The 21573-nt window shown below is 63.4% G+C and carries 21 protein-coding genes; 8 read left to right on the top strand and 13 right to left on the bottom strand.

Annotation, left to right across the window (positions count from 1 at the left end):
* Positions 1-23: 23 nt before the first annotated feature.
* Complete coding sequence (locus tag E1809_RS18150) at positions 24-1676, bottom strand: APC family permease (protein WP_205754242.1); 1653 nt, start codon at positions 1674-1676, stop codon at positions 24-26.
* 210 nt (positions 1677-1886) lie between these two features.
* On the opposite strand from E1809_RS18150, the gene E1809_RS18145 reads away from it, so the two are divergent.
* Together E1809_RS18145 and E1809_RS18140 are read left to right on the top strand one after the other, a co-directional pair.
* Complete coding sequence (locus tag E1809_RS18145) at positions 1887-2600, top strand: FadR/GntR family transcriptional regulator (protein WP_133205642.1); 714 nt, start codon at positions 1887-1889, stop codon at positions 2598-2600.
* Positions 2601-3163: 563 nt separating this feature from the next.
* A complete protein-coding gene (locus tag E1809_RS18140) occupies positions 3164-3334 on the top strand; it encodes a penicillin acylase family protein (RefSeq protein WP_133205641.1) in 171 nt (56 codons plus the stop codon).
* 420 nt (positions 3335-3754) lie between these two features.
* On the opposite strand, the gene E1809_RS18135 is transcribed toward E1809_RS18140, so the two are convergent.
* From E1809_RS18135 to E1809_RS27125, 7 genes are all read right to left on the bottom strand, one after another.
* Positions 3755-4573, bottom strand: coding sequence for an SDR family NAD(P)-dependent oxidoreductase (locus tag E1809_RS18135; protein WP_133205640.1), 819 nt, complete (start codon positions 4571-4573; stop codon positions 3755-3757).
* Between the two features lie 66 nt (positions 4574-4639).
* Complete coding sequence (locus tag E1809_RS18130; protein ID WP_133205639.1) at positions 4640-6202, bottom strand: amidohydrolase; 1563 nt, start codon at positions 6200-6202, stop codon at positions 4640-4642.
* Positions 6203-6334: 132 nt separating this feature from the next.
* A complete protein-coding gene (locus E1809_RS18125) occupies positions 6335-7363 on the bottom strand; it encodes an ABC transporter permease (protein ID WP_133205638.1) in 1029 nt (342 codons plus the stop codon).
* The gene (locus E1809_RS18120; protein ID WP_235835673.1) at positions 7360-8919 is read right to left on the bottom strand and encodes an ATP-binding cassette domain-containing protein; all 1560 of its coding nucleotides are present in this window, start codon (positions 8917-8919) and stop codon (positions 7360-7362) included. Before E1809_RS18120 ends, E1809_RS18125 begins: the two co-directional genes overlap by 4 nt.
* Positions 8916-9890: a sugar ABC transporter substrate-binding protein gene (locus E1809_RS18115; protein ID WP_133205637.1), complete on the bottom strand. Its 975-nt coding sequence runs from the start codon at positions 9888-9890 to the stop codon at positions 8916-8918. The genes E1809_RS18120 and E1809_RS18115 overlap by 4 nt, the downstream gene beginning before the upstream one ends.
* Positions 9891-10575: 685 nt before the next feature.
* Complete coding sequence (locus E1809_RS18110; RefSeq protein WP_133205636.1) at positions 10576-11181, bottom strand: TetR/AcrR family transcriptional regulator; 606 nt, start codon at positions 11179-11181, stop codon at positions 10576-10578.
* Between the two features lie 3 nt (positions 11182-11184).
* A complete protein-coding gene (locus E1809_RS27125) occupies positions 11185-11364 on the bottom strand; it encodes a hypothetical protein (RefSeq protein WP_133205635.1) in 180 nt (59 codons plus the stop codon).
* Between the two features lie 217 nt (positions 11365-11581).
* Between E1809_RS27125 and E1809_RS18100 the strand changes: the two genes are divergently transcribed.
* Positions 11582-12001 (top strand): VOC family protein, encoded by a 420-nt coding sequence (locus E1809_RS18100; protein ID WP_133205634.1) that lies wholly within the window; start codon positions 11582-11584, stop codon positions 11999-12001.
* Here E1809_RS18100 and E1809_RS18095 read toward each other — a convergent pair.
* From E1809_RS18095 to E1809_RS18085, 3 genes are all read right to left on the bottom strand, one after another.
* A complete protein-coding gene (locus tag E1809_RS18095; RefSeq protein ID WP_165962379.1) occupies positions 11901-12800 on the bottom strand; it encodes an RNA polymerase sigma-70 factor in 900 nt (299 codons plus the stop codon). The genes E1809_RS18100 and E1809_RS18095 overlap by 101 nt on opposite strands.
* A gap of 10 nt (positions 12801-12810) precedes the next feature.
* Positions 12811-13386 carry a carboxymuconolactone decarboxylase family protein gene (locus E1809_RS18090; protein WP_133205633.1) on the bottom strand — a complete coding sequence of 192 codons (576 nt, stop codon included), beginning with the start codon at positions 13384-13386 and terminating at the stop codon, positions 12811-12813.
* Positions 13387-14335: 949 nt separating this feature from the next.
* Complete coding sequence (locus E1809_RS18085) at positions 14336-15166, bottom strand: ComEC/Rec2 family competence protein (protein WP_133205632.1); 831 nt, start codon at positions 15164-15166, stop codon at positions 14336-14338.
* A 339-nt stretch (positions 15167-15505) separates the two neighbouring features.
* Here E1809_RS18085 and E1809_RS18080 point away from each other — a divergent pair, with 339 nt between their 5' ends.
* On the top strand, positions 15506-15769 hold the full coding sequence (locus E1809_RS18080) for a hypothetical protein (RefSeq protein ID WP_133205631.1): 264 nt from the start codon (positions 15506-15508) through the stop codon (positions 15767-15769).
* Positions 15770-16238: 469 nt separating this feature from the next.
* On the opposite strand, the gene E1809_RS18075 is transcribed toward E1809_RS18080, so the two are convergent.
* The gene (locus tag E1809_RS18075) at positions 16239-16487 is read right to left on the bottom strand and encodes a hypothetical protein (protein WP_133205630.1); all 249 of its coding nucleotides are present in this window, start codon (positions 16485-16487) and stop codon (positions 16239-16241) included.
* A 378-nt stretch (positions 16488-16865) separates the two neighbouring features.
* On the opposite strand from E1809_RS18075, the gene E1809_RS18070 reads away from it, so the two are divergent.
* The 3 genes from E1809_RS18070 to E1809_RS18060 all read left to right on the top strand — a co-directional run bounded on the left by E1809_RS18070 (position 16866) and on the right by E1809_RS18060 (position 18990).
* Entirely contained in the window at positions 16866-17426 is a 561-nt protein-coding gene (locus tag E1809_RS18070) for an SRPBCC family protein (protein ID WP_133205629.1), read from the top strand.
* Positions 17427-17549: 123 nt separating this feature from the next.
* Positions 17550-17801: a hypothetical protein gene (locus E1809_RS18065; RefSeq protein WP_133205628.1), complete on the top strand. Its 252-nt coding sequence runs from the start codon at positions 17550-17552 to the stop codon at positions 17799-17801.
* A 178-nt stretch (positions 17802-17979) separates the two neighbouring features.
* Entirely contained in the window at positions 17980-18990 is a 1011-nt protein-coding gene (locus E1809_RS18060; protein WP_133205627.1) for an SDR family oxidoreductase, read from the top strand.
* 450 nt (positions 18991-19440) lie between these two features.
* Here E1809_RS18060 and E1809_RS18055 read toward each other — a convergent pair whose 3' ends face one another.
* Positions 19441-20538, bottom strand: coding sequence for a LacI family DNA-binding transcriptional regulator (locus E1809_RS18055; RefSeq protein WP_133205626.1), 1098 nt, complete (start codon positions 20536-20538; stop codon positions 19441-19443).
* 147 nt (positions 20539-20685) lie between these two features.
* Between E1809_RS18055 and E1809_RS18050 the strand changes: the two genes are divergently transcribed.
* A complete protein-coding gene (locus tag E1809_RS18050; protein ID WP_133205682.1) occupies positions 20686-21567 on the top strand; it encodes an ABC transporter substrate-binding protein in 882 nt (293 codons plus the stop codon).
* Positions 21568-21573 lie beyond the last annotated feature (6 nt).

Below are 21573 nucleotides of genomic sequence, written 5' to 3'. Positions count from 1 at the left end.
TCCGGAGCGTGGATTTTCGGCGGTCAGCCGTGGACCGGGAAGCCGGTCCCTGGTTCGGGGTTGGTTCGTTTGGCTTCAAGTTCGTCGGCAATGTCGGGGTTTGCTTTCATGTAGCGGAGCCCTTCAATGGTTCCCCAGCGGTAGAAAGCCAGTCCGCCAAGAAAAACGACGACGGTATCCCAGGGGGCGGGGAGAACCCCGATGCCGGTGCTGCCAAGGTAGGTTGCGGCGTAGAGGAATCCGAAGAAGACAAGCAGCCAGGCGCCCCCCTGTATTTCGGAACGGCCGTGTTTTTGCGTGAGATGGTTGACTGCATACAAGACAATGCCGATTGCAAGTATGGGGAAGGTGTTGGATACCTGCGCCCAAGGGACCCAGGAGACGATCAATCCGCCGGCGGAGAACGTGATCGGCGCCAGTATGCCTACGCCGCAAATGCGATCGGCCGACCGGGTAATGCCTGCCCGTCGGAATACGCCCACTGAAACGGACGCTATGCCGAAGGTGAAGGCAATCATTACTCCGATGATGCCGATCATGGCATGCCAGCTGGGCAGTGGCAGGAGAAATGCCAAGCCGACAACGAAATTCAAGGCCAGTGCGCGGCGCGGAATGCCCCATTTTTCGTCGATTTTCTGAAGGCCGCTTGGCAGGAAGCCGTTCTTTGCCATGGCAGCGACTGTCCGTCCGAGGGCTGCCACGGCAACGATGGCCGATCCTGATGGTGATACGGCCGCGTCGGCGACCAGGATCCAGTAGAGCCATTGGATCCCGGCAATGAGCGCAAGGTTGCCGAAAGGAGAATCGAACATCGCGCTGCCCCATCCCTTCAGCACACTCGCGTGAGGCGCGGCGATGATGAAGGCCAGCTGAAGCCCCAGATAGAGGACGATGGTGAAAACGATGGTGGTGATCATCGCAGCAGGAATGTCCTTGCGTGGGTTACGCGCTTCACCTGAGAGCACGACGATCGCTTGTGCGCCGTTGTAGGCGAAGAGGATGCCGGCAGTAGCAATGACGCCCAAGCTTGCTGAGAGGCCATAGGGGGCAAAGCCTCCCCCGTCGGCGAAGTTATTGATTCCGCCTGCCGATCCATGGCTGGTCAATCCGCTGATGATGAGGACAAGCAGGGTCAAGATCGGGATGACGATCTTGATGGTTGTCACGATGTTGTTGCTGCGGGCGAAAAGAGTGACGCCGAAGTAGTTCAATGCTGTGAAAACAGCCAATAGCAGAGCGGAGCCGATGATTCCTTGAAGGGTCAGGCTTCCATGTGCATAGAGCCCGGGGACATAGGAACTGGCGTACTGCATCACGCCTGAGGCCTCCAAGGCAGGAACCCCGATGACGCCGACGTTGGTGCACCAGCCAATGATGCCTGCCGCCAGTTTCCCGTTGGAATAAAGGGGATAACGGATCGTGCCTCCCGATTCGGGGAACGTCATGCCGAGTTCCGCTACTACCAAGGACAAGGCGAGCATGACGGTGCCGCCGATAACCCAGGAGATGAGCGCTGAGGGTCCGGCTCCTTGTGCCGCGTACATTGCGGAGAACAGCCAGCCTGAGCCGATGACACTTCCGATGCCGATTCCTACCAGGGACCAGTAGCCCAATCGTCGTTGAAATCCGGCACTTACTGTTGTGCCTGTGGGGGCGGATAATTTGGTCGCCATCATTGCAGCCAATCTGAAGAAACGTGAGCGGGGAATGGGGAACGGGCGCTGACCGGCAGACGAAGCATGCGCGACAGGGCCGAAGATGCGTCGAACTTCCGGGGGCCTCTTTGCCCCTAAAGGTATGAAGTCCGAACCTAAAACCATTAACAGTGAATCAGCACACGTTTGCGACGTCAAGCCCTTGCGCCATTTGGCCTTAAAATAGAACCTATGACTGTGGAAGTTCCCTCATCAACCTCCGTGCCGGAAGGAATCATCGACCACCTCAAAGGCCGCATCGGTCGCGGGGAGCTCAATCCCGGAGACCGATTAGCGCCGGAGCGGCAACTCGCTGAGAGCCTGGGTGTGGGCAGGGTGAGCCTGCGCGAAGCCTTGAGGAAACTTCAGGAAGACGGCTATCTGGAAGTCCGCCGGGGAAAGACGGGTGGCACGTTTGTCACGGACCTCGATAAGCCGATGGCGGAGTGGCGAAAACAAATGGTGGCGAGGGTGGGGGAACTCGACGACATCACCGAGCTTCGTCTGGCAATCGAGACCCATGCGGCAGCGCTCGCAGCTGAACGGCGCTCCGATGATGACCTGAAGAAATTGAAAGCCGCCATCACTCAACAGAGCCAAGCAGCAAACCGCGGAGAATTCCGCCAGGCCGACTCAGCCTTCCATGAGATCATCGGGGGCGCATCCGGCAGCGTCCGGCTGGCACAAGCGGCCAGACAGGCACGCGGCGAATTCTTTGTGCCCGTCGAAATCGGTAAATACGAGGACCCCGTTGAAGCAGACGCCCAACAGCACATGGCAATCTATGAAGCCATCAGGGACGGGGATGCTCCCAGAGCTTGCCAGGAAATGTCCCGGCATATCAACTACACAAGAACCATGCTCCGCCGGTTTGTCGACGGACTAATGTCCAATGACCCCGCCTAGTGGACCGGGATCGGGCTTCACCATGCCGCGATCGCAATCTCCCATCGCGGCGCCGATCCATCCGCCGAGCTGGACACTGCCGACCCACCGTCCCGTCTTCGTCGTTTACTACGCCGTCTACCTGGTCCTTGAACTGATCGTGTTGTCGGTTCTTGGCCTTGTGGTTGCCTACGCGGTGATCGTCGCCAAGCTGGCGGTTGCGGAAGAGGTCACGTCCAGGAACCGGGCACTGGTCACCGGCGTCGTGGCCTTCATGGTTTCGGGTGGGTCCGGCGTTCTGGCTAGCCGGCCTCGGCCACACGGGCAATCCGTGGGCGGTCGCGACTATCGCCGGAGCGTTTGTAGGCGGTGCCTTCGCGCTCCTCTCCTACCGGCACATCACCCAGGCTTGAAGGGATCCGGGACCCGCCCACGGGTTCGTGAACGCAGCTTCAGACTGCACTCACGGGCTGGCCCTCACGCGCCATCCCGGCCGTTCCTCGGTTCCAACGGCGGGGCCGCCCGCCCTCCGTGTTGCCGCCGCGCATAACGCACTCAAGCCTGGTGTCCCGCGGGCACGCTTTATGGGCATTTCCTGTCTTGCTCCCGGCCAGTCCGGTGACCCTCGCTCCCCGCACTACGCTGATCTGCTGTCCACCTGGGCCAACGGCGAATCCTTCCCGCTTCTCTACAGCCGCAGCGCCATCGAAGCCGCCACCACCCACTGGTTCTTGGTTCGAGCCGACGGAAAGTGACCTCAAAGCAAGCGAACGCTAGTCCCATGTTCCTAGTGGTTGGATCAAGTCCGGGAAGCCCGGATCGATGCGCCCGGTGGCCGCCGGGCAGCCGGCCACCGGGCCAAGGACTGCATAAGCACCCCACTGCGTCGGCAACCACGTAAACGTGGAACACGTCATTTTCTGTCCTGCAATGGGCTTGGCCAAGGTCACTGAATGTCAGAGGGTAGCCGGACCAGCTCTCGAGCGCCGGCGGTATGGATGCGTGGACCCGCCCCGGCTTATCTTTGGGGCGGTGATTCCTCAATCGTTCAGGATTCGTGCCGTGGTTGGCCGGTTCCGGATGGAGATGCCTTCCCGTGGTATCGGCTGTTCTTGAGGTTCGGCCAGGGTTCCGGAGCCGCGCGCCTGTTCGGGCGGCTCCGGAACCCTCGGCTTTCACACTATGCTGGCGGTTTTGTGGTCTTGTTCGTACAACAGGGCGGCGACATCCACGGCGGACGCTCCCCCGTCGATGGGGATGATCGCGCCGGTGAGGTACGAGGCGCCTTCGGAGAGGAGGAAGGCGATGACTGAAGCGATTTCGGAGGGATGCCCGGCCCGTCGGGCCGGCACATGCTGGGTGGCCGTCTCGTAAGCGGCATCGAGGGTAATGTCGCGTTGTTGCGCGACGGTCATCAGTGCCGTGGCGGACATCTGGGTTTTGATCAGCCCGGGGCACACCAGGTTGGCGCGGACGCCCTTGTGCCCGAATTCGACGGCGACCGATTGGAGCATGAGGCCCAGACCGGCTTTGGAGGCTGCATAGCCGCTCATGAAGGAACTTGCCCGCAGCGCGGCGAGGGATGCGACACCGACGATGGAGCCCCCTGTTTTGTCGAAGTGGGGCAGGACGGCCCTGGTCAGCCGGGCAGCGCCCAGGAGGTTCGTTTCCAGCATGTCGCGCCACAAGGAATCCGTGGTGTCCATGAAGCGGCCGGCGTGTGCGACGGCGGCATTGAGCACGAGTCCGTCCACGCGTCCGAATTTTCCGATGACGGCGTTTACGAGGTCGCCGGCGCTGTCTTCGTCGCTCATGTCCAGGGCGATGGGAAGGGCGCCGGTGGCTGCAGCTGTCTCCTCCAGAAGCTGTGGACGGCGGCCGCAGATTGCGACATTCCAGCCGGTTTGCCGGAGCTGGGCCGCGGTGGCGGATCCGATCCCGGTCCCGCCTCCGGTGACGATGGCGACGGGTTTTGACGTGTGTTCAGGGCTCATGTTTCTTCCTTGCTAGGGGTGTTGTTGTGCCGGTGGATGCAAAAGCGGGGTGGTCGATTTGGGTGATCAGGCTTGGTAAACGATGTCGCCTTCGAAGACGGTCATGCCGACAACCGTGGCGCCGATCTCTGACGTGGGGATGGCGAACAGATTCCGGTCAAGCACGATGAAGTCTGCTGATTTTCCGGTCTCGAGGGTTCCTTGGATGTCTTCTTTGCCCACGGCTTTGGCGCCGGCCAGGGTCACGGCTTCAAGCGCGGTGGCGAGGTCGACGGACTCCTGACCGTGTTCAAGCATGCCCTGGATGCCAGGGAACAGGTTCGGGCTGGGAAGCACGATCCAGTCCGAGCCGACCGTGAGCTTACGTTGATGGGCCAGGACGGACTTGAACCGGAAACCGTCCTGAAGGCCGAACTCCGGAATGTGCCAGAGGGCAGGTGACATTTCAGCGATCACGTCCAGTGCGGCAAGCCTGGAGTAGTCCGCTTCGCTGATGAAGCCGGCGTGGGCGAGTTCATGGGTGGGTCCGTCTGTTCCGTTGATCCGGCGTACGTGTTCTATGGCATCCAGCGCAGCGCGGATGGCGCCTTCTCCTGCGCAGTGGATCTTTACCTGCAGGCCGTCTGCGTCGAATTTGGCCAGGGCTTCGACCAGTTCATCCGGCGGGACGAGGATTTTTGAGTCATCGATTTCGTCCTCGAGCAGGTCCGACTGCGTGTAGTGCGGGGGCAGCGGAGCGCCGTCCAGCCAGATTTTGATGAAGGAGGTGTCCACGTGGGGGCTCGCCCAGGCACGCCGATCCGAGATGAGTGCTTCCAGTTCGGCGGCGGTGGCCATGCCGAAGCCTTCCTCGCGCCATACCAGGTGGGCGGCTACCCGGAGCTTGAGTTCTCCGCCGGTGTCCAGGGTCCTCAGCGCTGCCAGGGTCTGGGGCGAGGCTGAGGCTTCCTGGACGGAGGTGATGCCGAACTCGTGGCACCGGCCCACAGCCCAGCGGACCGCGTCGAGGTAGACCTCCTGCGGGTAGTCCGGGATGGCGCTTTGCACCGGCCAGGTTGCCTGCTCGACCAGCTCGCCGGTGAGGTGGCCGGTCGTGGAGTCACGCATGAGCCGGCCGCCGGGATTGTCCTGCACCGGATCGGTGGCCAGCCCTGCCAGTTCAAGGGCCTTGGCGTTCGCCAGTCCGTGATGGATCGAATAGTCGAAGAGGTACACGGGGGTGTCGGGGAATGCCTCGCTGAGGAGGGTGTTGTCGACGCCGTGGGTGAAGTTGGCGGGTACGAACTCGCCGCCGATAATCCATTGGTTCCCGTGCTGGTCTTTTGGTCCGGTGCAGGAGCAGCTTTTGAGTTCCGCAATGATCCGTTCGGCGTCGGCATCGGGCGAGAGCCGGGCCTCGTATTTGAATTTCAGGCCACTGAACAACAGATGCAGGTGCGCATCGTGGATGCCGGGCATGACCATGCGTCCTTTCAGGTCGACCACTTCCGGTCCAGGCCCCGCGGCAGCAAGGACATCCGTACTGGCACCCACGGCCTCGATCTTGCCGTCCCTGACCATCAGTGCCTCGGCCCACGGCTGGTTTCTGTTCCCTGTGTAGATTTCCCCGTTGAGAAAAACGGTCGACATCAATACTCCTTGTTGTTCAATGCCCGGGCTCCGGGGAGCCGTGTGCGGAAAGCCTGTTGTTGGTGTCCCGCACGTGTCAGCCCACGGTTGTGCACCGTCGGCGGTCGTATTTGCTGTTGCCCGATGGTGGAACTATTTGCCCGGGGAGACAAGTTCCAGGCTGCGTGCTCCGGCGCTGTCCTGTTGGACGAGCTTTCTGGCCCTGGATTGCCACGCCGAGCGGATGATTCGTTGGATCGATTTGTCCAGCGCGACGGCCACAACGAGTGTCAGTCCTACCAGGATGGTCTGGAGGTAGGCCGATACGCCAAGAATCACGAGACCGTTTCGCAGGACCCCGACGAACAGCAGTCCGGCGACCACCCCGCTGATCCGCCCGGTTCCGCCTTCGAACGCGATCCCGCCCAGCAGCACGACGATCAGGGCGGTGAGTTCCATGCCGTTGCCGACAGAGGGGCTGACGGCGGCAAGTTTGGCGGACAGCATCATGCCGGCCAGGGCAGAGAGGGCCCCGGTGACGACGAAAACCCGGAACTTCGTCGCTTCGACCCGGACCCCCATCAGGTGGGCGGCCCGGTTGTTGCCGCCCACCGCAAGGATCTGCTTTCCCTTGGCCGTGTGGTTAAGGATGTACCAGGCGGCTGCGACGGCGACGATCAGGACGGCGATCTGCAGCGGCACGAAGCCGATGAAGAAGGTGCCGAGCCGGGTGAACCCGGCAGGTAATCCGGTGAGCGTTTTTCCGCCACTGAGCAGGAACGCCAGACCGTTCCAGACGTTCAGGAACCCCAACGTCACGACGAAGGTGTTCAGTCGCAGATAAGCCACCAGGAATCCGTTGATCGCCCCGGCGAGGACCCCGAACGCCAGCCCCGCCAGCATTCCGATGATGACATTGTGGCTGCCCAGCAGTGCGTATCCGGCGATGACCGCCGAGCATGAGGCGATTGCCCCGACCGAGAGGTCTGCGCATCCCATCATGACGACGAACGCTACCGGGAGCGAGATGATCCCCAGTTCGGCGATTTGTTGCAGGATGGTCGAGCCGTTGTTAAAGGACAGGAACCGGGGGTTGATGGCGCCGAAAATCAACGCCATGAGGATCAGAGCGCCGAAAACGCCGTTCCGGGCCAGAACAATCTTGATTTTCTCAATGCTCACGGGAGTTGCTTTCTATCGGAATCTTTGAAGGGGACGGTTGTTGGGTCGGGTTCGTTTCCGGCAGCCAGGGAGAGCAGGCTTTCCAGCAGGTTCTCGTCGCTGACCTTTTGTCCGCGGAGTTCACGGAGCCTGTCCTTGTAGATGACGTAGCTCCGGTCGCACATGCTCGCGATTTCGTCGGATTCTGCCGACGCGACGAGCGCGGTGGTACCTTCGGCGGCCAAGCGGCGCAGTGCACGGACGATGTCGACCTTGGCGCCGAAGTCGACCCCTTGGGTGGGTTGGGCGAGCAGCAACAACCGGGGCCGCTTCGGGAACATCCAGCGCGCCAGGAGGTGCTTTTGCCGGTTTCCTCCGCTGAATTCCGCGATGGGCTCCTCGCCCGTCGGCCCGTGGACATTCAGTTCGTTCCGGGAACCGGAATACATGCCCTTCCCGGCACCACCCACCCACCATCCCGCTCCCATGTGGGAAAGCCACGGGAGCAAAACGTTCATTTTCGCCGAAACTGTCGGCAGGAGACCGTCCCGTTCCCGGTCTGCGGGGACGTAGTGGATCCCGCGGCGCAGCGCATCCAGGGGCTTGGCCGGTTGATAGGCCTCCCCGTCCAGGAGGACACCGGTCATCGGCCTGCCGACCCCGTAAAGGTCTTCGAGGAGCGAGAACTGCTCACCGGAAGCCATGCCGAAAAGGCCCACCACTTCCCCGGTCCGTGCCTGGATCCGGGAGCTGCCGAACGGCAGCTCGATCGCGGTCTTATCTTTTGATGTGTCGGTGAGTTCCGGCTTGGATATCCCCGGCGCCAGTGCCTGGGCCAGGTCGCGGGCGGTGATCCCGGCGGCCGGACGGTCAATGATTTGCCGCCCGCCGCTCATCACAACGATTCGGGTGCAGACATCCAGGATGTCCGGCAACCTGTGGGACACGTAGATGACGGCGGTACCTGCGGCAGCGAACTCGCGGATGAGACCGTGCAGGGCTGCGGTTTCCTGGGCTCCGAGAGCTGCGGTCGGCTCATCGAGCAGCAGGACCTTGATTTCTCCCTCCATTACCCCGCGTGCCAGGTCCACAAGCTGCCGTTGGCCCAGTGACAGCGTGGAGACGGGACGGTCAAGGTCGATTCCGGCCCCCACTTTGGACAGGACGGCCCGGGCAGTGTGCCGCCGGGCGTCGCGTCCGCCCTTTCTGCTGCGGCCCAATTCCAGGTTGTCGAAAACGCTCAGGTTCTTCGCCAGGGCGGGCTCCTGGTGAACGACGGTGACGCCAAGTTCCGCGAATGCCCGGGGCGAGCTTCCCCGCGGGACCTCGACCCCGTCGACGGCGAACGACCCTCCGGTCGGCGCCACAGCACCTGTCGCGACATTGAGCACCGTGGATTTCCCGGCGCCGTTGTGGCCCAGAAGCCCCACGATTTCCCCGGGGAGCATGGCCAGCGAAAAGTTGTCCACGGCGCGGGTGGCACCGAAGTCCACCGTCATGTCCTGGAAGTGCACGCGTTCAAGCGCGGGCGCGCCGGCAGGAAGCGCCGGGTCCATCGCAGGCGCCGCGCCGATCATTTTGACATCATCCCGGCCGCGGTGTCCTTCGTGACATGCCTGGTGGGAACGTTGATGTCACCGCTGGGGGTGCCCTCGGCGGCGGAAATTAGAAGCTTGGCGTCGGCTTCCGCGAGGTCCTCGGGAGACCAGACCTGTGTCTCGCGCCAGATGTCGTTTCCGGACTGAATGAGTTTGTAGACCTCGTCGTTGCCGTCCGTGGCAGAGACATACCGGCTCGGATCGCTCGGGCTGACCCCGCTGTCAATGACGGCCTGCCGTGCTCCGAGCGTCATGTCCGCGCCGATGCCGAGCCAGACCTTGGTCTGGGGGTGCGCCACCAGTTGCGTCTGTGCGGCCTTGTAGCCATCATCCCGGGAAGAAGCTTCCAGGTTGTAAACGGAGGTGTTGGCGCCGCTGGCCTTCAGTCCTTCGGTGATGCCCGCTGCCTGCAGCCGGCCCAGATCGGCCCTCGTGTCGGCCAGGAGCCCGACCTCCACAGTCTGGCTGCCGAACTTGCCTTTGATCCATTTTCCTGCCGCTTCGCCAACCTCCGCGCCGGCGCCCTTGACGTCAAGGACGAGCTTGGCGGACGTGCCGTCCCAGGATCCGGCGTAGCCGATCACGGGAATATCGGCTGATTTCGCTTGGGCAGTGACGGAGACCATCGAGTCCGCCTGCACCGGGAAGCCCATGATGGCCTTGACATCTCCCCGCTGGATCCAGCTGGTCCAGTCGTTCACCTGGGTCTGGATGTCCCAGTTCGGGTTATCGGAAAGCAACTCATAACCGGCCTTCTTGACGATCGGCTGCATCAGGTCGAGCTGCTGCTTCCAGATATTCACATCCTGGGTGGGAAAACTCATGGCCAGAGCTCCTTTGCTCGTGGCGCCACCTGAGGCTGCGCTGCCTCCGGAAGAGGCGCAGCCGGACAGCAGGGCGGCGGCTGCCGTCGCAAAGGCAGCGGCTCGGATCAGTGCGGTGACTTTCATGGGACTCCTCAAAATTTGACGACGACGGATTCGTGGACGCCCCGGGCACGTGCGCAATGAACACAGCGGTCCGCCATTGGACGGCGCAGTATCAGCCGGGGTATCGAAGGGGGAATTGAGCTGGACGGCCGCCCTCTGTTTCTGTGACGGTCAGCACGTTTTCCAAAAATATACGTTTGTCTAGTTTCGGGTGTCAATAGCTAGACTAGACAAACGTAGAGTTTTGTTGAATCTGCCGACCTGATCATGACCGCCTGGGATGCGCGGTGGCTTATTTTCCGCAGGAATGCAGAAAGGACCGACCTGCGGACCGCGCTCCTTGACGGGCGCCAAAACCTCCGCCACGCACGTCCGCCGGTATCTGCGAGTCCCGGAGATGCGCGTTCCGCATCACGGCCGCCAAGGTCTTGTCGATCTGGCACTTCTAGCGGAAGGGGCTTGAGGCGGAGCGTGCACTGGTGTTCGTCGGTGTGATCCCGCCACGGCGGGAGTTTTAGATTTGCAAGGTTGGCGGCGTTGCCGGGCAGTACCGCCGCCGGCCCGGCCATGGCGGCCTTTGGCGTGGTGCCGCCGGCCCGTGGCGGCCGGGCCCTCGTACCTGCAGTGGCACCAGCCTGTGCACCCGCGGACGGGACCCGTTTGAAAAGTTCGGCCGGGGTGTGCTCAGCACCGCAGCGCCCGCTATTTATTCGGCGTTATCGGCTGGGCCGGTGTCCTCGCCCGGGCGCTTGTCGTCCGGGAGGATGTTCGTGAGCAGGCGGCCCACCTCGACGATGGCCTCCCGGACCGGTTCGGTGCTGCCGACGGCGAGGAATTGCAGGACCAGCCCGTTGAGGGCGCCGAAGACGACCCGGCCCAGTTCCCGGTGGGAGCCGTCGGAAGTGTTGATGCCCCGCGCCCGGAGCCGGTGCTCGACGGCGGTGATGTAGTTGTCGTAAAGACGTTCAACCAGGGCGCGGATCTCCGGCCTCCGTGGCGCCTCGAGCACCATCTGCGCCTGGAACATCTCTATCTCGGGATCTGACGTGAGCGACTCCAGCATCGTGTCAGCGAAGGCCTCATCGAAATCAGCGGTGCCGGCAAGCCCCGTCTCCCGGATCGAGCGTTCCACTGCAACCTCGGTGGCGGCAGCCACCAGGGCATCCAGCGAGCCGAAGTGCTGCCCCACGAGCGCATGGTGCACGCCCGCCCGGGCGGCAACCGACCGGTGGGACAGGCCTTGGAGCCCCTTTTCGGCCACAATTTCAATGGTCGCCCGCACGAGGGCGTCACGCCCTGATCCGTACCCCACGTTCTACTCCGAAGAACCGAAATAATGCGTCACAAGGGTGCCCTTCATTCCTGCCCGCGCCGCGACTGCATGGTAAGCAACGCCCCTGAGAGCCGTATCGCCCGCGACGGCAATCACTGCTGACAGCAATGCGTCGGGCCCATTGCCGTAGGGAAGGCGGCTTGAAAGTTGAGCTTGGGTCATGCATCGAGTCTAGCGCCCGGCATTGCGCGAAGGAGAGACAACGGCAGCTAGAAATGAACATATGTAGAGGTTTGCTTTGTGGTTGCGGTGACGTCAGATTCAGCCGTCCCAAGCAGAATTCCTGCTCCTCCCGAATGCACTGTCGCAGCGGGCCTCGTCGCGTTGACAGGCAATCACGTGGCGCGTATTCCTGACGTGAGAGCAAGGAGGCCGTCTCATGCCCACCGTGAGCGTGCGCTACATCGTCGATGATGTCGATGCCGCGATTGACTTCTACTGTCAACATCTGGGATTCACGCTTGTCATGCATCCTGCTTCGCCTTTTGCCATGCTCGACCGTGCTGATCTGAGGTTGCTGCTGAGCGCTCCGGGCGGCCAAGGCGGAGGAGGCCGGAGCATGCCTGACGGGCGCAGTCCCGCGCCGGGAGGCTGGAACCGTTTCGCGCTGGAGGTGGCAGACCTCGCGGCAACCGTGCACACCCTTCGCGACGCAGGCGTGCCCTTCAGCACCCGGACCGCTGCAGAGGTCCGTGCGTCTAACGCGCGAGCCGGGTTTCCTCCTCCATGTGGCCGAGCTTGTCCGGGTTCCGCATGGCGAAGATCCGCGCGATCCTGCCGTCCTCCACCACCAGGCTGATGAGTGAGGGACCGCCTGTTTCGTCGTCGATCCGGATGCCGAGGCTGCCGTTGAGCCAGAGCAAGGCGGTTTTAGGGTTGAGCGCGGCCTGCGGGAAGGACCGCAGCAGATTTGTCACCTTCTTCGCACCATATACCGGCACGCGAACCGCCTGCGCGACGCCGCCGCCGTCGGCGATCAGTACGACATCAGGGGCCAACACGTCCATCAGACCCTGCACATCCCCGCTGGTGACCGCGGCGAGGAACCGTTCGACGACTTCCTGCTGCTCGCCACGGTCCACCCGCATCCGGGGCCGCCGGGCGGCCACATGAGAGCGCGCCCGGCTGACGATCTGGCGCACGGCGGCCGCTGACTTGCCCACGGCCTCGGCAATCTCCTCGTAAGGCACGTCGAAAACCTCCCGCAGTACAAAGACCGCCCGCTCCACCGGAGAGAGCGATTCGAGGACCGTGAGCATGGCGATCGAGACGCTTTCGGCCAGTTCCACGTCCTCGGCGATATCCGGCACGGTAAGCAGGGGCTCAGGCAGCCATTCCCCGACGTAATCCTCCCGCCGTCGTGACAGCGTGCGGAGGCTGTTGAGCGCCAGGCGGGTGACGGTGCGAACGAGGTAGGCCCGCGGTTCGCGGACCCCGGAGCGGACGTGGGGGTCCAGCCCAGCCCACCGGATCCAGGCCTCCTGCACCACGTCCTCGGCATCCGCGGCGGAGCCTAGGATCTCGTAGGCAACAGTGAAGAGCAGACTGCGGTGGGCGACGAACGGGTCCGGCAGGTCAACGGCGTCGGGGCTGCTCATGCGATTCAGGCTACGCATGGCCGCTGCGTGTTGCGAGCGGCTTCAGCTCACAGGAATCCGCGAATCCCTCGGACTCGATGCCGAGGGCCACGTTGCCGCGGGTCGTGAGGTTGGCAAAGCCGATGACGCTGGTCAGTTCAATGAGTGCCGGCGCGCCCAATTGCCTAAGCAGCCGGGCCGACAGGGTGTCTGTCACCGCTACTGGCGTGGCGCTCATGGACTCGGCATACTCCAGGACGTCCCGCTCGAGCGGAGTGAAGACGCCGGACTCGCGCCAGCAAGGGACCTGCCGGGCCTTCTCCAGATCAAGGCCGCGGTTGTGCGCCATGAAGTAGTTGTAGTCCAGGCACCAACTGCAGCCGATGAAAGAGGCCACGGCCATGTGAGCGTAGGACTTCAGCGACTGATCGCAGCTATTCCACCTCTGCAGCTTCTGTCCGAAACCCATGGATGCCTTAAGAACGGGCCGGTTGTGCCACATGACACCCAGCGATTCCGGGACTTTGCCGAACAACTTCGTGCTGAACTTCTTGACGAGTGCGCCGTAGAAACCGGTGATTTCTACGGCCGGGATCCTGGTGGTCATGACTCCTCCTGCGGGTCGGTTCCGGGGCCTACGACATGAAGACACCGGCCGCGCCCCATCTGTGACAGTGATGCCGTGAAACTGCCTGGAAAGCACCCGGACTGGAATGGCGCAGCCACGGGTGAACGCGCCTCCGCCCTCGCGACCTGCGAACGAGGTAACTCCTCTGGTCCTGAGGTAAACACCGTGAGGCGAGATGCGCATGAGTCCAGCCAACTCCCCCGTGTCAGCACCGTAGCCCGGCGGCGCCGGGCACGGCCGGAGCCAGCCGGTTCCTACCAGGGACCAGTTGCGGGCCATCGGCCGGTGTCGCAGTGCGGCCGAAGAGATGCTTGCACGGCACCTGCTCGAAGCACGGCAGAAGGAAGCGGGCGTGGTCGTGTCTTCCGCGGAGGGCGCCACCGGATCCGGCGGCCCTGTTCCGTGACCGGTGGCTGTGCATGCCCGGTGACGTGAAGCAAGTCAGTCGGATGTGAACACCAGCGGCCGGGCTGCGGCGCGGGGCTGTTCTCGTGGCTCGTGTCGCCGGTTCGGGGCCGCATCCCGGCAAGGAGCCAGGTGATGGTACGCCCGTTCGGCAGGCGCCGGATCAGCTGGTTCGGCATCCTGTATCCGGCCATCGGAATCGTGGTCGCCGCCACCCACGGCTACCTCGTGGACTGGAACATCCCCGGAAACGCCGTGGAAGGCCTGGCAACGATCGTGCGCTGGCCGCGCGTGTCTGTCTTCGGAGTTGACCTGCATGGCCTGATTCTGCCGCTTCCGGGTCTGCAACCGGGCGAATCGGTAGATTCGCCGTACCTGTCGATCCAGCCGATGGTCGGGTGCCGGTGGCGGATGAGCCGGAGCCTGTCAATTCAGGTGCCTGCAGCCATGGACGCCGTGGTAGTTCTTCCATCACCTCGGTGGTTTGAGATGCCCGGTTGGTTCAGGATCCAAGGCCTGGGAGTCATGCTCTCCCCCGGCGCTTGGTTGTTTCGGTTGCCGCTATCAGGAGGACAATCCGCGCATGCATTGCAACGGCGGATCCGCGGACCCGGTCCGGGTGGAATGCCATCCAAATCAGTCCCGTTGTGAGGGCCGAGGTCAGCGTCATGGTGATGGTTCCCGTGGCGCCCTCGGGCCACGGCAGTGCTGAGCCGGGAAGTCCGGCGAAGAACCTCGCGACGGCAGCGACGATTCCCGCGCTTGCCCCGGCTATGGCTAGCGGAACAGCTGCCAGCCACGGCAGCACGGGGACCAATGGAAGCGCAATGGTGCCCAGGATCGTGACAGGTGCGACGAACGGGGCAACCACCACATTGGTGATCAGGGCGTAGGTGGAGAACGTGGGCTGCAGGGCAACGATGACCGGGCCGCAGAGGAGTTGGGCTGCCAAGGGCACCGCAAAGGCCGTGGACAGCCAGGGTGGTACCCATGCCGGAGCCCACGAAGCGATCGGCCGTGCCAGCAGGATGATCCCCAGTGTCGCCAGGACTGATAAGAGGAAGCCCACGTTAATCCCCAGCGACGGATCCAGGATGAGCAGTGAGGTGATCGCGATGGAGAGGAAGCCAAGGCTTCGGCCACGCCTGCCGGCACTCAAGGATGCAAGCCCGATGGCACCCATTGTTGCGGCCCTGAGGACGCTCGCATCGGGGCCGACCATCACCACGAAGACCCCAAGCCCTGCAAGGGCCCCTGCGGCGGCCAAAGCCCGCGGAAGCCGCAACCATCTCGCGAGCAGCACCAAACCACCGAGAATCAGACTGCAATTCGCACCAGTGATTGTCAAAAACATGTATGGGTGAAAATTAGGCAGAATCTCAAGGATTTCCTAGGCAAAATCGCGCCTATCTGCTGAGCTGCCGGGAGTAGTAAAGCCAAGGTCTGCGGCGACCAACCTCGCCCGCTCACTGTGCCGCCGGTGTCGAGGACGGCCACTCCAAGCTGCCATTTGAGGCGATCCGGCCCCGACTCAGGCACAGTTGTTGTGCATCCCGTCCAGTCTTGGCGAATGAAACGCGAATACCTCCCCTAGGGCCAAACCCGTAGGCGATCCGCATGACCAGGCGCTACCCCGGCGGGTGTTCGTCTGCAGTCATGGACGGCGCCGATGACGGATCAGTAGGCTGACGGCATGGAGGAAGACCGATCCGATGACCACACCGGAACCGAAGTGCCGGGCAGGGCCGTGCCGCGGCCCGGACGGAAACTCTTTGTGTACATGGGCTGCGGCTGGCTCGCCCTCGGCATCGTCTGGCTGATCACAGTTATCACGAACGGCCCGACGCTGCCTTGGCAGATTGCCGTAGGCGTCCTCTTTATGATGTTCGGCATCGGATACCTGATCGGCGGATTCCGCAGCAAAAGCCGCCTCCGGAACAAGGGCCGTTCGACGTAGATCACGGGGTCTTCTCGTTACCCTCCTGAGCTGCACCCCTTCCATCAGCGGCCCGGCCCACGGGCCGGCCCACGGGCCGGCGTGCCTGGCCACCGGCGGCACCCTCATGATCACCGGAACACTTGCCTGGACCCAACCTCTGGCCGACTTATCTCAATGCACTGATTCAACCCCGGCCCCGTTCCCCGACGAAGTACTCCTCCCGGACCGTGCGTGGCCGGCGACCTGCCGGGGATCCGTCGGTTTCGGCGGCGGGGACGACACGACAATGTGACCGGTGTACATTCAGAGCACGTGACAGACCTGTTCGCGACCATGGGCGTCCTCCACGCCTCCCGCATCAACCCGGGCAGCGCATTCCCTTCCCGGGCAGGCAAGATCCTGACGGTGACAAGGTCGCCTACCGGATCCGGGCAAGCCGCGGGTCCGGCTCGACGTTCTCGGATGTGCCGGTCTTCGCGGTGGGGCGTCAGTCGTACCACTGCCAACCCGGCGGGGCCCACCCCTGGGGCGCGTGGTGGGAGTAGTGGTTCCCGCAGCGTTTGCACGTGTATCTGACGGTGGAGGGTTCCAGTCCCTGTCCCCCGCTGTAGTAGGCCGGGACGAAGTCGTCATAGCTCAGATGGGCGTCCGTCCGGCAGGAGTCGCAGTACGGCAGGGTCTGGAAGTTTGCCGGTGAAGGCCGGTTCCGTCGTTCGTGCGGTGTTGAGGTGCTCATGGGTCACCGGTTTCTTACAGCTAGGGCCTGCCCCCTCAGGCGCTGGATGTCGGAGGCCGGCTGGCGGCCTCCTGGAAGAGGCGGCCCGACGCGCGGGCTGGAAGCGTTGGAATGATCCGGCCCCGCGTCCGGGCGTGGAATGGATTAAGGGAATCCTACCACCAGAATAGTAAGTACACTTACTATTCACCTTGAATCGGGCTAGGCTCGAAGGGCACACTCGTCCCGGGATCGGAGAACCCATGGAAGATCCACTGTGCGCGCGGTCTCACGCTGCACCATCCGATACTCAGGTCCGCTTCCTCGACCTTCCGGGGTCTGGGAAAGTCAGGGCCGGGTCGGGCCGGTATTCACCAACAATCCGCAGGAGGCACACAAATGCATACCGTCACCAAGGCCATTGAGGTCGAGGTCCCTGTCTCGGTCGCGTACAACCAATGGACGCAATTCGAATCCTTTCCGCGTTTCATGAGCGGAGTGGAAGACGTCCGCCAGATCGACGATGCCACGCTGCATTTCTCCACCAAGATTTCGGGCGTCAAGCGCGAGTACAACGCCCGGATCACCGAGCAGGTCCCGGATACGGTCATCAGCTGGGAGAGCCTGGATCAGCCCCGCAATGCAGGATCGGTCCGTTTTGACGCCCTCGGTCCGGACCGCTCAGGAGTGAGCGTGACCCTCGAGTGGGAGCCGGAAACCCTTACCGAAAAAGCCGGTGCCGCGCTTTCCGCGGACGAGATGCAAGTGGCCGCCGACTTGGACAAATTCAAGGACTTCATCGAGGACCGTCAACGCGAAACCGGTGCCTGGCGCGGGACCGTTGGAGGCGCAGCGGCCGACGGCAGCGGCCCGGTCCGCCGGGACGCTGCGGAAGGCGGGACGATGCCCGGGACACCTTTGGAGGGCGGAGCCATGGAAGACGGGGCGCCGAACATCTGACATCGATGATCTGACGCCCGGGCTGTGCCGGATTGCCCTCTACAACGTAATCGGCCCGGGCGGCCAGGGGTGATGTTTGATCCCGAACCAGTATCCAGCGAAGAAACAGGAAAGGGGCCGGCCATGGGCGGCGAAGCGAAACACCGGGACCGGATTGTCCGCGACGGCGTGCAGGACGGCAGCCAGCCGGTTCCCAAGGAACCGGAGACCACGGCCGGGAACGAGCAGAGCGCCGGTGCATCCGGCGGGTTTGCGCAGGAGCCGCCTTCAGCCCGGGATGCTGAGGCGATGGCCCCCACCGGGCTGGCAGAGGAACACGATGATGCTTCATCGGATGACCGGGGCCCGACCACCGAGCCATCCCCCGGCGACTGATTCCGGCCCGGTCGTACGGCCCGATGGTGCGTCATGCCGGATCCGCGGGGTGTGGAAAGGCAACCCGGTCTTCGGCCCGGACGTGAAGCAAGTCAAGGACGACAGCGCCAATCAGCTGCCGTTGAAGATGGCAGGGGATCCGCTCGCTGAAGTCTCCGGAAACCCAGGGAGGAAAGTCATGACCGACAGCGATTTCGAACAGGACGAACAAAAAGCAAACGTCCCTCCGTTTGAGGAGGCGGGCGAACTGGATGAGGACATCGTCCTCGCCCTGGAAAACCAGGTCGTGGGCGGTGCGGACGGTCCTGCCGGCCTCAAGGATCCCCGGAGCCTGTATCCCGACGAAGAGTTCGAACCCCGGAGCCAGGACTATCCCGGCTTCACCGCAGCGATGCGCCCGCGTCCGGACCACGGGGAACACAGCTATGTCGGACACCACCGGATGACAGGTTACCGGACACTGATCACCGGGGCGGACTCGGGAATCGGCAGGGCTGCCGCCATCGCGTACTCCAGGGAAGGAGCCGACGTCGCCTTCACCTACCTCCCCGAAGAGGAACAGGACGCCGCGCACACCGTCCAGCTGATCGAAGACGCCGGATCCAGGGTGCTGGCCCTCCCCGGCGACCTTCAGGACGAACACTTCTGCCGGGAAGTCATCGCCCGAACCGTCCGTGAGTTCGGCGGGCTGGATGTCCTGGTCAACAACGCCGGCTTCCAGATGAGCACCGGCAAGGGCATTGAAGACCTGAGCAGCGAACAATTCGACCGGACCTTCAAGACGAACGTCTACGCGCTGTTCTGGCTCAGCAAGGCAGGCCTGCCGCACCTGCAACCGGGTTCATCGATCATCAACGTCTCGTCCATCCAGGGATACGACCCGAGCCCCTCGCTCATCGATTACGCGGCCACCAAGGCCGCCATTATCAACCTGACCTACTCGCTCGCGGAGTCCCTGGGCCCACAAGGAATCAGGGTAAACGCCGTGGCTCCCGGGCCGATCTGGACACCCCTGCAACCCCCCACCCAGCCGAGCGAAAAAATCGCCCACTTCGGCGAAAACACGCCACTGGGGAGGGCCGGGCAACCGGCAGAACTTGCCGCAACATTTGTCCTGCTGGCAACGTCCGAAGCAAGCTACATGTCCGGTTCGGTCATCGGCGTCACCGGCGGAAGACACCTTTCCTAGGTGCTGCGCAGCGACAACGTCCCCGGACCGCTCCCAGTCCGTCATCACGGTACGATCCCGCAAAGGTGGCCAGCGCTCCGTGCGGCAAGATCCACCGGAGCGCCACCCGGGTCCGGCGGCAATTCGGCGTTCGGCTGCCTTGATTCGCGATACGGGCGGCACCAGCCCCTGGCCATGAAAACATGGCCGTTCACCTGCCCCATTTACCTGCACTTAGACGTGGTATCCGCATCTGTCATCCGTGGGTCCGGGGCCGAGGAGCCCGACATGTCCGGGGTCCGTCCCCGCTTCCCGTTCAGGGCTCACAGCGCTCCCGGACAGGAAGGTGCTGGCTGGCCGCGATCATGCCGATGCGGCGCGCCTTGTTGCCGGCAAGCGCTCGAGCAGCTCCTTGAGCCCGCTGTGGCGTCGCCGGGCTTTCCCGTTGGTGGGTGCGGTGCCCGCAGGTTCTCACGGGACGGTGGTGCCGGCGGGGGTCTCCGCGCATTTGCGGGTCCCGACCGAGCCGCGGCGGACCAGCGTGGCGGTGAATTGGGGTGCGGGGGTCGAGGGGGGCAGGCCGTCGATCTGGCGGATCAGTGCCTTCGCCGCGGCCAGGCCCATGTTGTATACGGGCTGGGCGACGACTGTCAGGGGCGGGGTGGTCAGGCGCGTCCAGGCGAAGTCGTCATACATGAGGAACGAGACGTCCGCCGGGATGGCCAGGCCCAGTTCCTGGATCGCCTCCACGATGCTGAGCGCAATGAGCCCGTCGGAGGCGACGATGGCGGTTGCGGGGTCCGGCATGAGGAGCACCTCGCGCGTGATGCGGCGGATGGATTCCGCGTCTCCGGCGTTGAGCCGTACGAGGTCAGCCGGGAAGACCAGTTCCCGCTCCTGGTATGCCTGCTGCATGCCGTCGAGGCGGTCTGCGATCTGCGAGGAATCCAGGACCATTCCGGCACGGTATGGAGTTTCCGTCTTGAGGGTGGAGATGAAGGCGATCCGCTGGTGTCCGGACTGAAGGAGGTGTCGGGTGGATTCGCGTGAAATGTCAACCATGTCTACGGCCATGGTTTCGACCTCCATCCCTCCGGCATGCCGGTCCAGCAGCACCAGGGGGCGACCGGAATCCTGAACGCGTTGCAGGTGGTGTGTTTCCACCGAGGATGCCGGTGCCACAATCAGGCCGTCCACCCGCTTGTCGAGCAGCACCTGCACTGCCTCGATTTCCGCTGCGAGTTCCTCATCGGTGTTGATCAGGATGACGTTGAATCCGCTCTTCTTCGCGGTGTCCGTGATGCCCCTGGTGGCCAGGCCGAAATGGGGGTTTTCGATGTCACCGACGATCACCCCGATGGTGTTCGATTTCCCCGTGTTCATGCTGCGCGCGAGTTCATTGGGCCGGTACGAAAGCTCTTCGGCCGCGGCCAGAACACGGCTGCGCACGTCGTCGCTGACTGCCCCGTAATTGCCCAGTGCCCTTGCCGCCTGCGCCTTGGAGACCTGCGCCGCCTTCGCGACATCAGCGACGGTAATCTCGCGCCGCCTGGAACCGTTGCTGCTCATGGATACCTTCCGATGGGGCCTTGACGGCCGCTGTGGCTTGGGTTACATTTTTGGCAACCCCATTGTGAGTCCGGTCTCAATCCTAGTCACTGAGACCGGACTCAGCAAGGGAATTCGTGAATGGTCTTAGACCTCTTTCTCCATCTGATGATTGGAAAATCTGCTGTGATTAAACGACTGAACTTCCGCACGACGGGGCTCGTCGCGGCCGCTGTCGCGGCCCTGCTTGCGCTTAGCGGGTGCGGCGGATCGACCCCCGCCTCGTCATCGACGGCCGGGAACCCGTACGGCCTCATCGAACCCGGGACCATCCGGGTGGCCAGCCTGGGCGATGCCAAGCCCTACACGTTCACGGACGCGAGCGGAAACTTCACCGGCTTCGACGTCGAATTGTTCAAGGATGTCGCACACCGCGCCGGAGTGGACAATGTCGTCTTCACCGGTCAGGACTTCTCCGCGATCCTGCCCGCGGTCGCCAACGGTCAATTCGACGTCGGTGTCGCAGCCATTGGCATTACAGACAAGCGCAAGCAGACCGTGGACTTCTCCAACGGCTACCTCGCCGGCTACCTGACCGTCCTGACCACCAAGACCTCCGGAATCAAGAGCGCCAACGACCTGGCCGGCAAGCGGCTTGGCGTCGTGCAGGGCACCTTGCAGGAAGCCTATGCGGTGAAGAATTTCCCCTCCGCCAACCTCGTGCGGTTCCCTGACAACAACTCCGCGGTCTCGGCTTTGAACAGCGGCTCGGTGGACGCGCACTTCCTGGACTATGAGGCCGCGAAGTCTTACGAACAGCAGTTCGGCCTGGTCAGCGCCGCTGACATTCCCTCCTTCGACGCACCGGCCGGTTTCGCCCTGGCCAAGGGCAAGACCGCCCTGAAGGACGCGCTGAACAAAGGCCTTGCCGCGGCAATGGAAGACGGGACCTGGGAGAAGCTTTACCAGAAGTGGTTCCCGGGCTCCCCGATGCCCACTCAATACCTGCCCAAGGCCCAGCAAACCGCCAGCCCGGCGCCGAGCAAATAAACCACC

Origin of the sequence: Arthrobacter terricola, from assembly GCF_004354015.1 — a bacterium.
Taxonomy (GTDB): Bacteria; Actinomycetota; Actinomycetes; order Actinomycetales; family Micrococcaceae; genus Arthrobacter; species Arthrobacter terricola.
This window is presented reverse-complemented; position numbering and strand designations above follow the sequence as displayed.

What these genes read in the sequence shown, in the direction of transcription:
- E1809_RS18150 (WP_205754242.1), bottom strand. Translation starts at nt 1,676, where the DNA reads ATGATGGCGACCAAATTATCCGCCCCCACAGGCACAACAGTAAGTGCC.
- E1809_RS18145 (WP_133205642.1), top strand. Translation starts at nt 1,887, where the DNA reads ATGACTGTGGAAGTTCCCTCATCAACCTCCGTGCCGGAAGGAATCATC.
- E1809_RS18140 (WP_133205641.1), top strand. Translation starts at nt 3,164, where the DNA reads ATGGGCATTTCCTGTCTTGCTCCCGGCCAGTCCGGTGACCCTCGCTCC.
- E1809_RS18135 (WP_133205640.1), bottom strand. Translation starts at nt 4,573, where the DNA reads ATGAGCCCTGAACACACGTCAAAACCCGTCGCCATCGTCACCGGAGGC.
- E1809_RS18130 (WP_133205639.1), bottom strand. Translation starts at nt 6,202, where the DNA reads ATGTCGACCGTTTTTCTCAACGGGGAAATCTACACAGGGAACAGAAAC.
- E1809_RS18120 (WP_235835673.1), bottom strand. Translation starts at nt 8,919, where the DNA reads ATGATCGGCGCGGCGCCTGCGATGGACCCGGCGCTTCCTGCCGGCGCG.
- E1809_RS18115 (WP_133205637.1), bottom strand. Translation starts at nt 9,890, where the DNA reads ATGAAAGTCACCGCACTGATCCGAGCCGCTGCCTTTGCGACGGCAGCC.
- E1809_RS27125 (WP_133205635.1), bottom strand. Translation starts at nt 11,364, where the DNA reads ATGACCCAAGCTCAACTTTCAAGCCGCCTTCCCTACGGCAATGGGCCC.
- E1809_RS18100 (WP_133205634.1), top strand. Translation starts at nt 11,582, where the DNA reads ATGCCCACCGTGAGCGTGCGCTACATCGTCGATGATGTCGATGCCGCG.
- E1809_RS18095 (WP_165962379.1), bottom strand. Translation starts at nt 12,800, where the DNA reads ATGAGCAGCCCCGACGCCGTTGACCTGCCGGACCCGTTCGTCGCCCAC.
- E1809_RS18090 (WP_133205633.1), bottom strand. Translation starts at nt 13,386, where the DNA reads ATGACCACCAGGATCCCGGCCGTAGAAATCACCGGTTTCTACGGCGCA.
- E1809_RS18085 (WP_133205632.1), bottom strand. Translation starts at nt 15,166, where the DNA reads ATGTTTTTGACAATCACTGGTGCGAATTGCAGTCTGATTCTCGGTGGT.
- E1809_RS18080 (WP_133205631.1), top strand. Translation starts at nt 15,506, where the DNA reads ATGGAGGAAGACCGATCCGATGACCACACCGGAACCGAAGTGCCGGGC.
- E1809_RS18075 (WP_133205630.1), bottom strand. Translation starts at nt 16,487, where the DNA reads ATGAGCACCTCAACACCGCACGAACGACGGAACCGGCCTTCACCGGCA.
- E1809_RS18070 (WP_133205629.1), top strand. Translation starts at nt 16,866, where the DNA reads ATGCATACCGTCACCAAGGCCATTGAGGTCGAGGTCCCTGTCTCGGTC.
- E1809_RS18065 (WP_133205628.1), top strand. Translation starts at nt 17,550, where the DNA reads ATGGGCGGCGAAGCGAAACACCGGGACCGGATTGTCCGCGACGGCGTG.
- E1809_RS18060 (WP_133205627.1), top strand. Translation starts at nt 17,980, where the DNA reads ATGACCGACAGCGATTTCGAACAGGACGAACAAAAAGCAAACGTCCCT.
- E1809_RS18055 (WP_133205626.1), bottom strand. Translation starts at nt 20,538, where the DNA reads ATGAGCAGCAACGGTTCCAGGCGGCGCGAGATTACCGTCGCTGATGTC.
- E1809_RS18050 (WP_133205682.1), top strand. Translation starts at nt 20,686, where the DNA reads ATGATTGGAAAATCTGCTGTGATTAAACGACTGAACTTCCGCACGACG.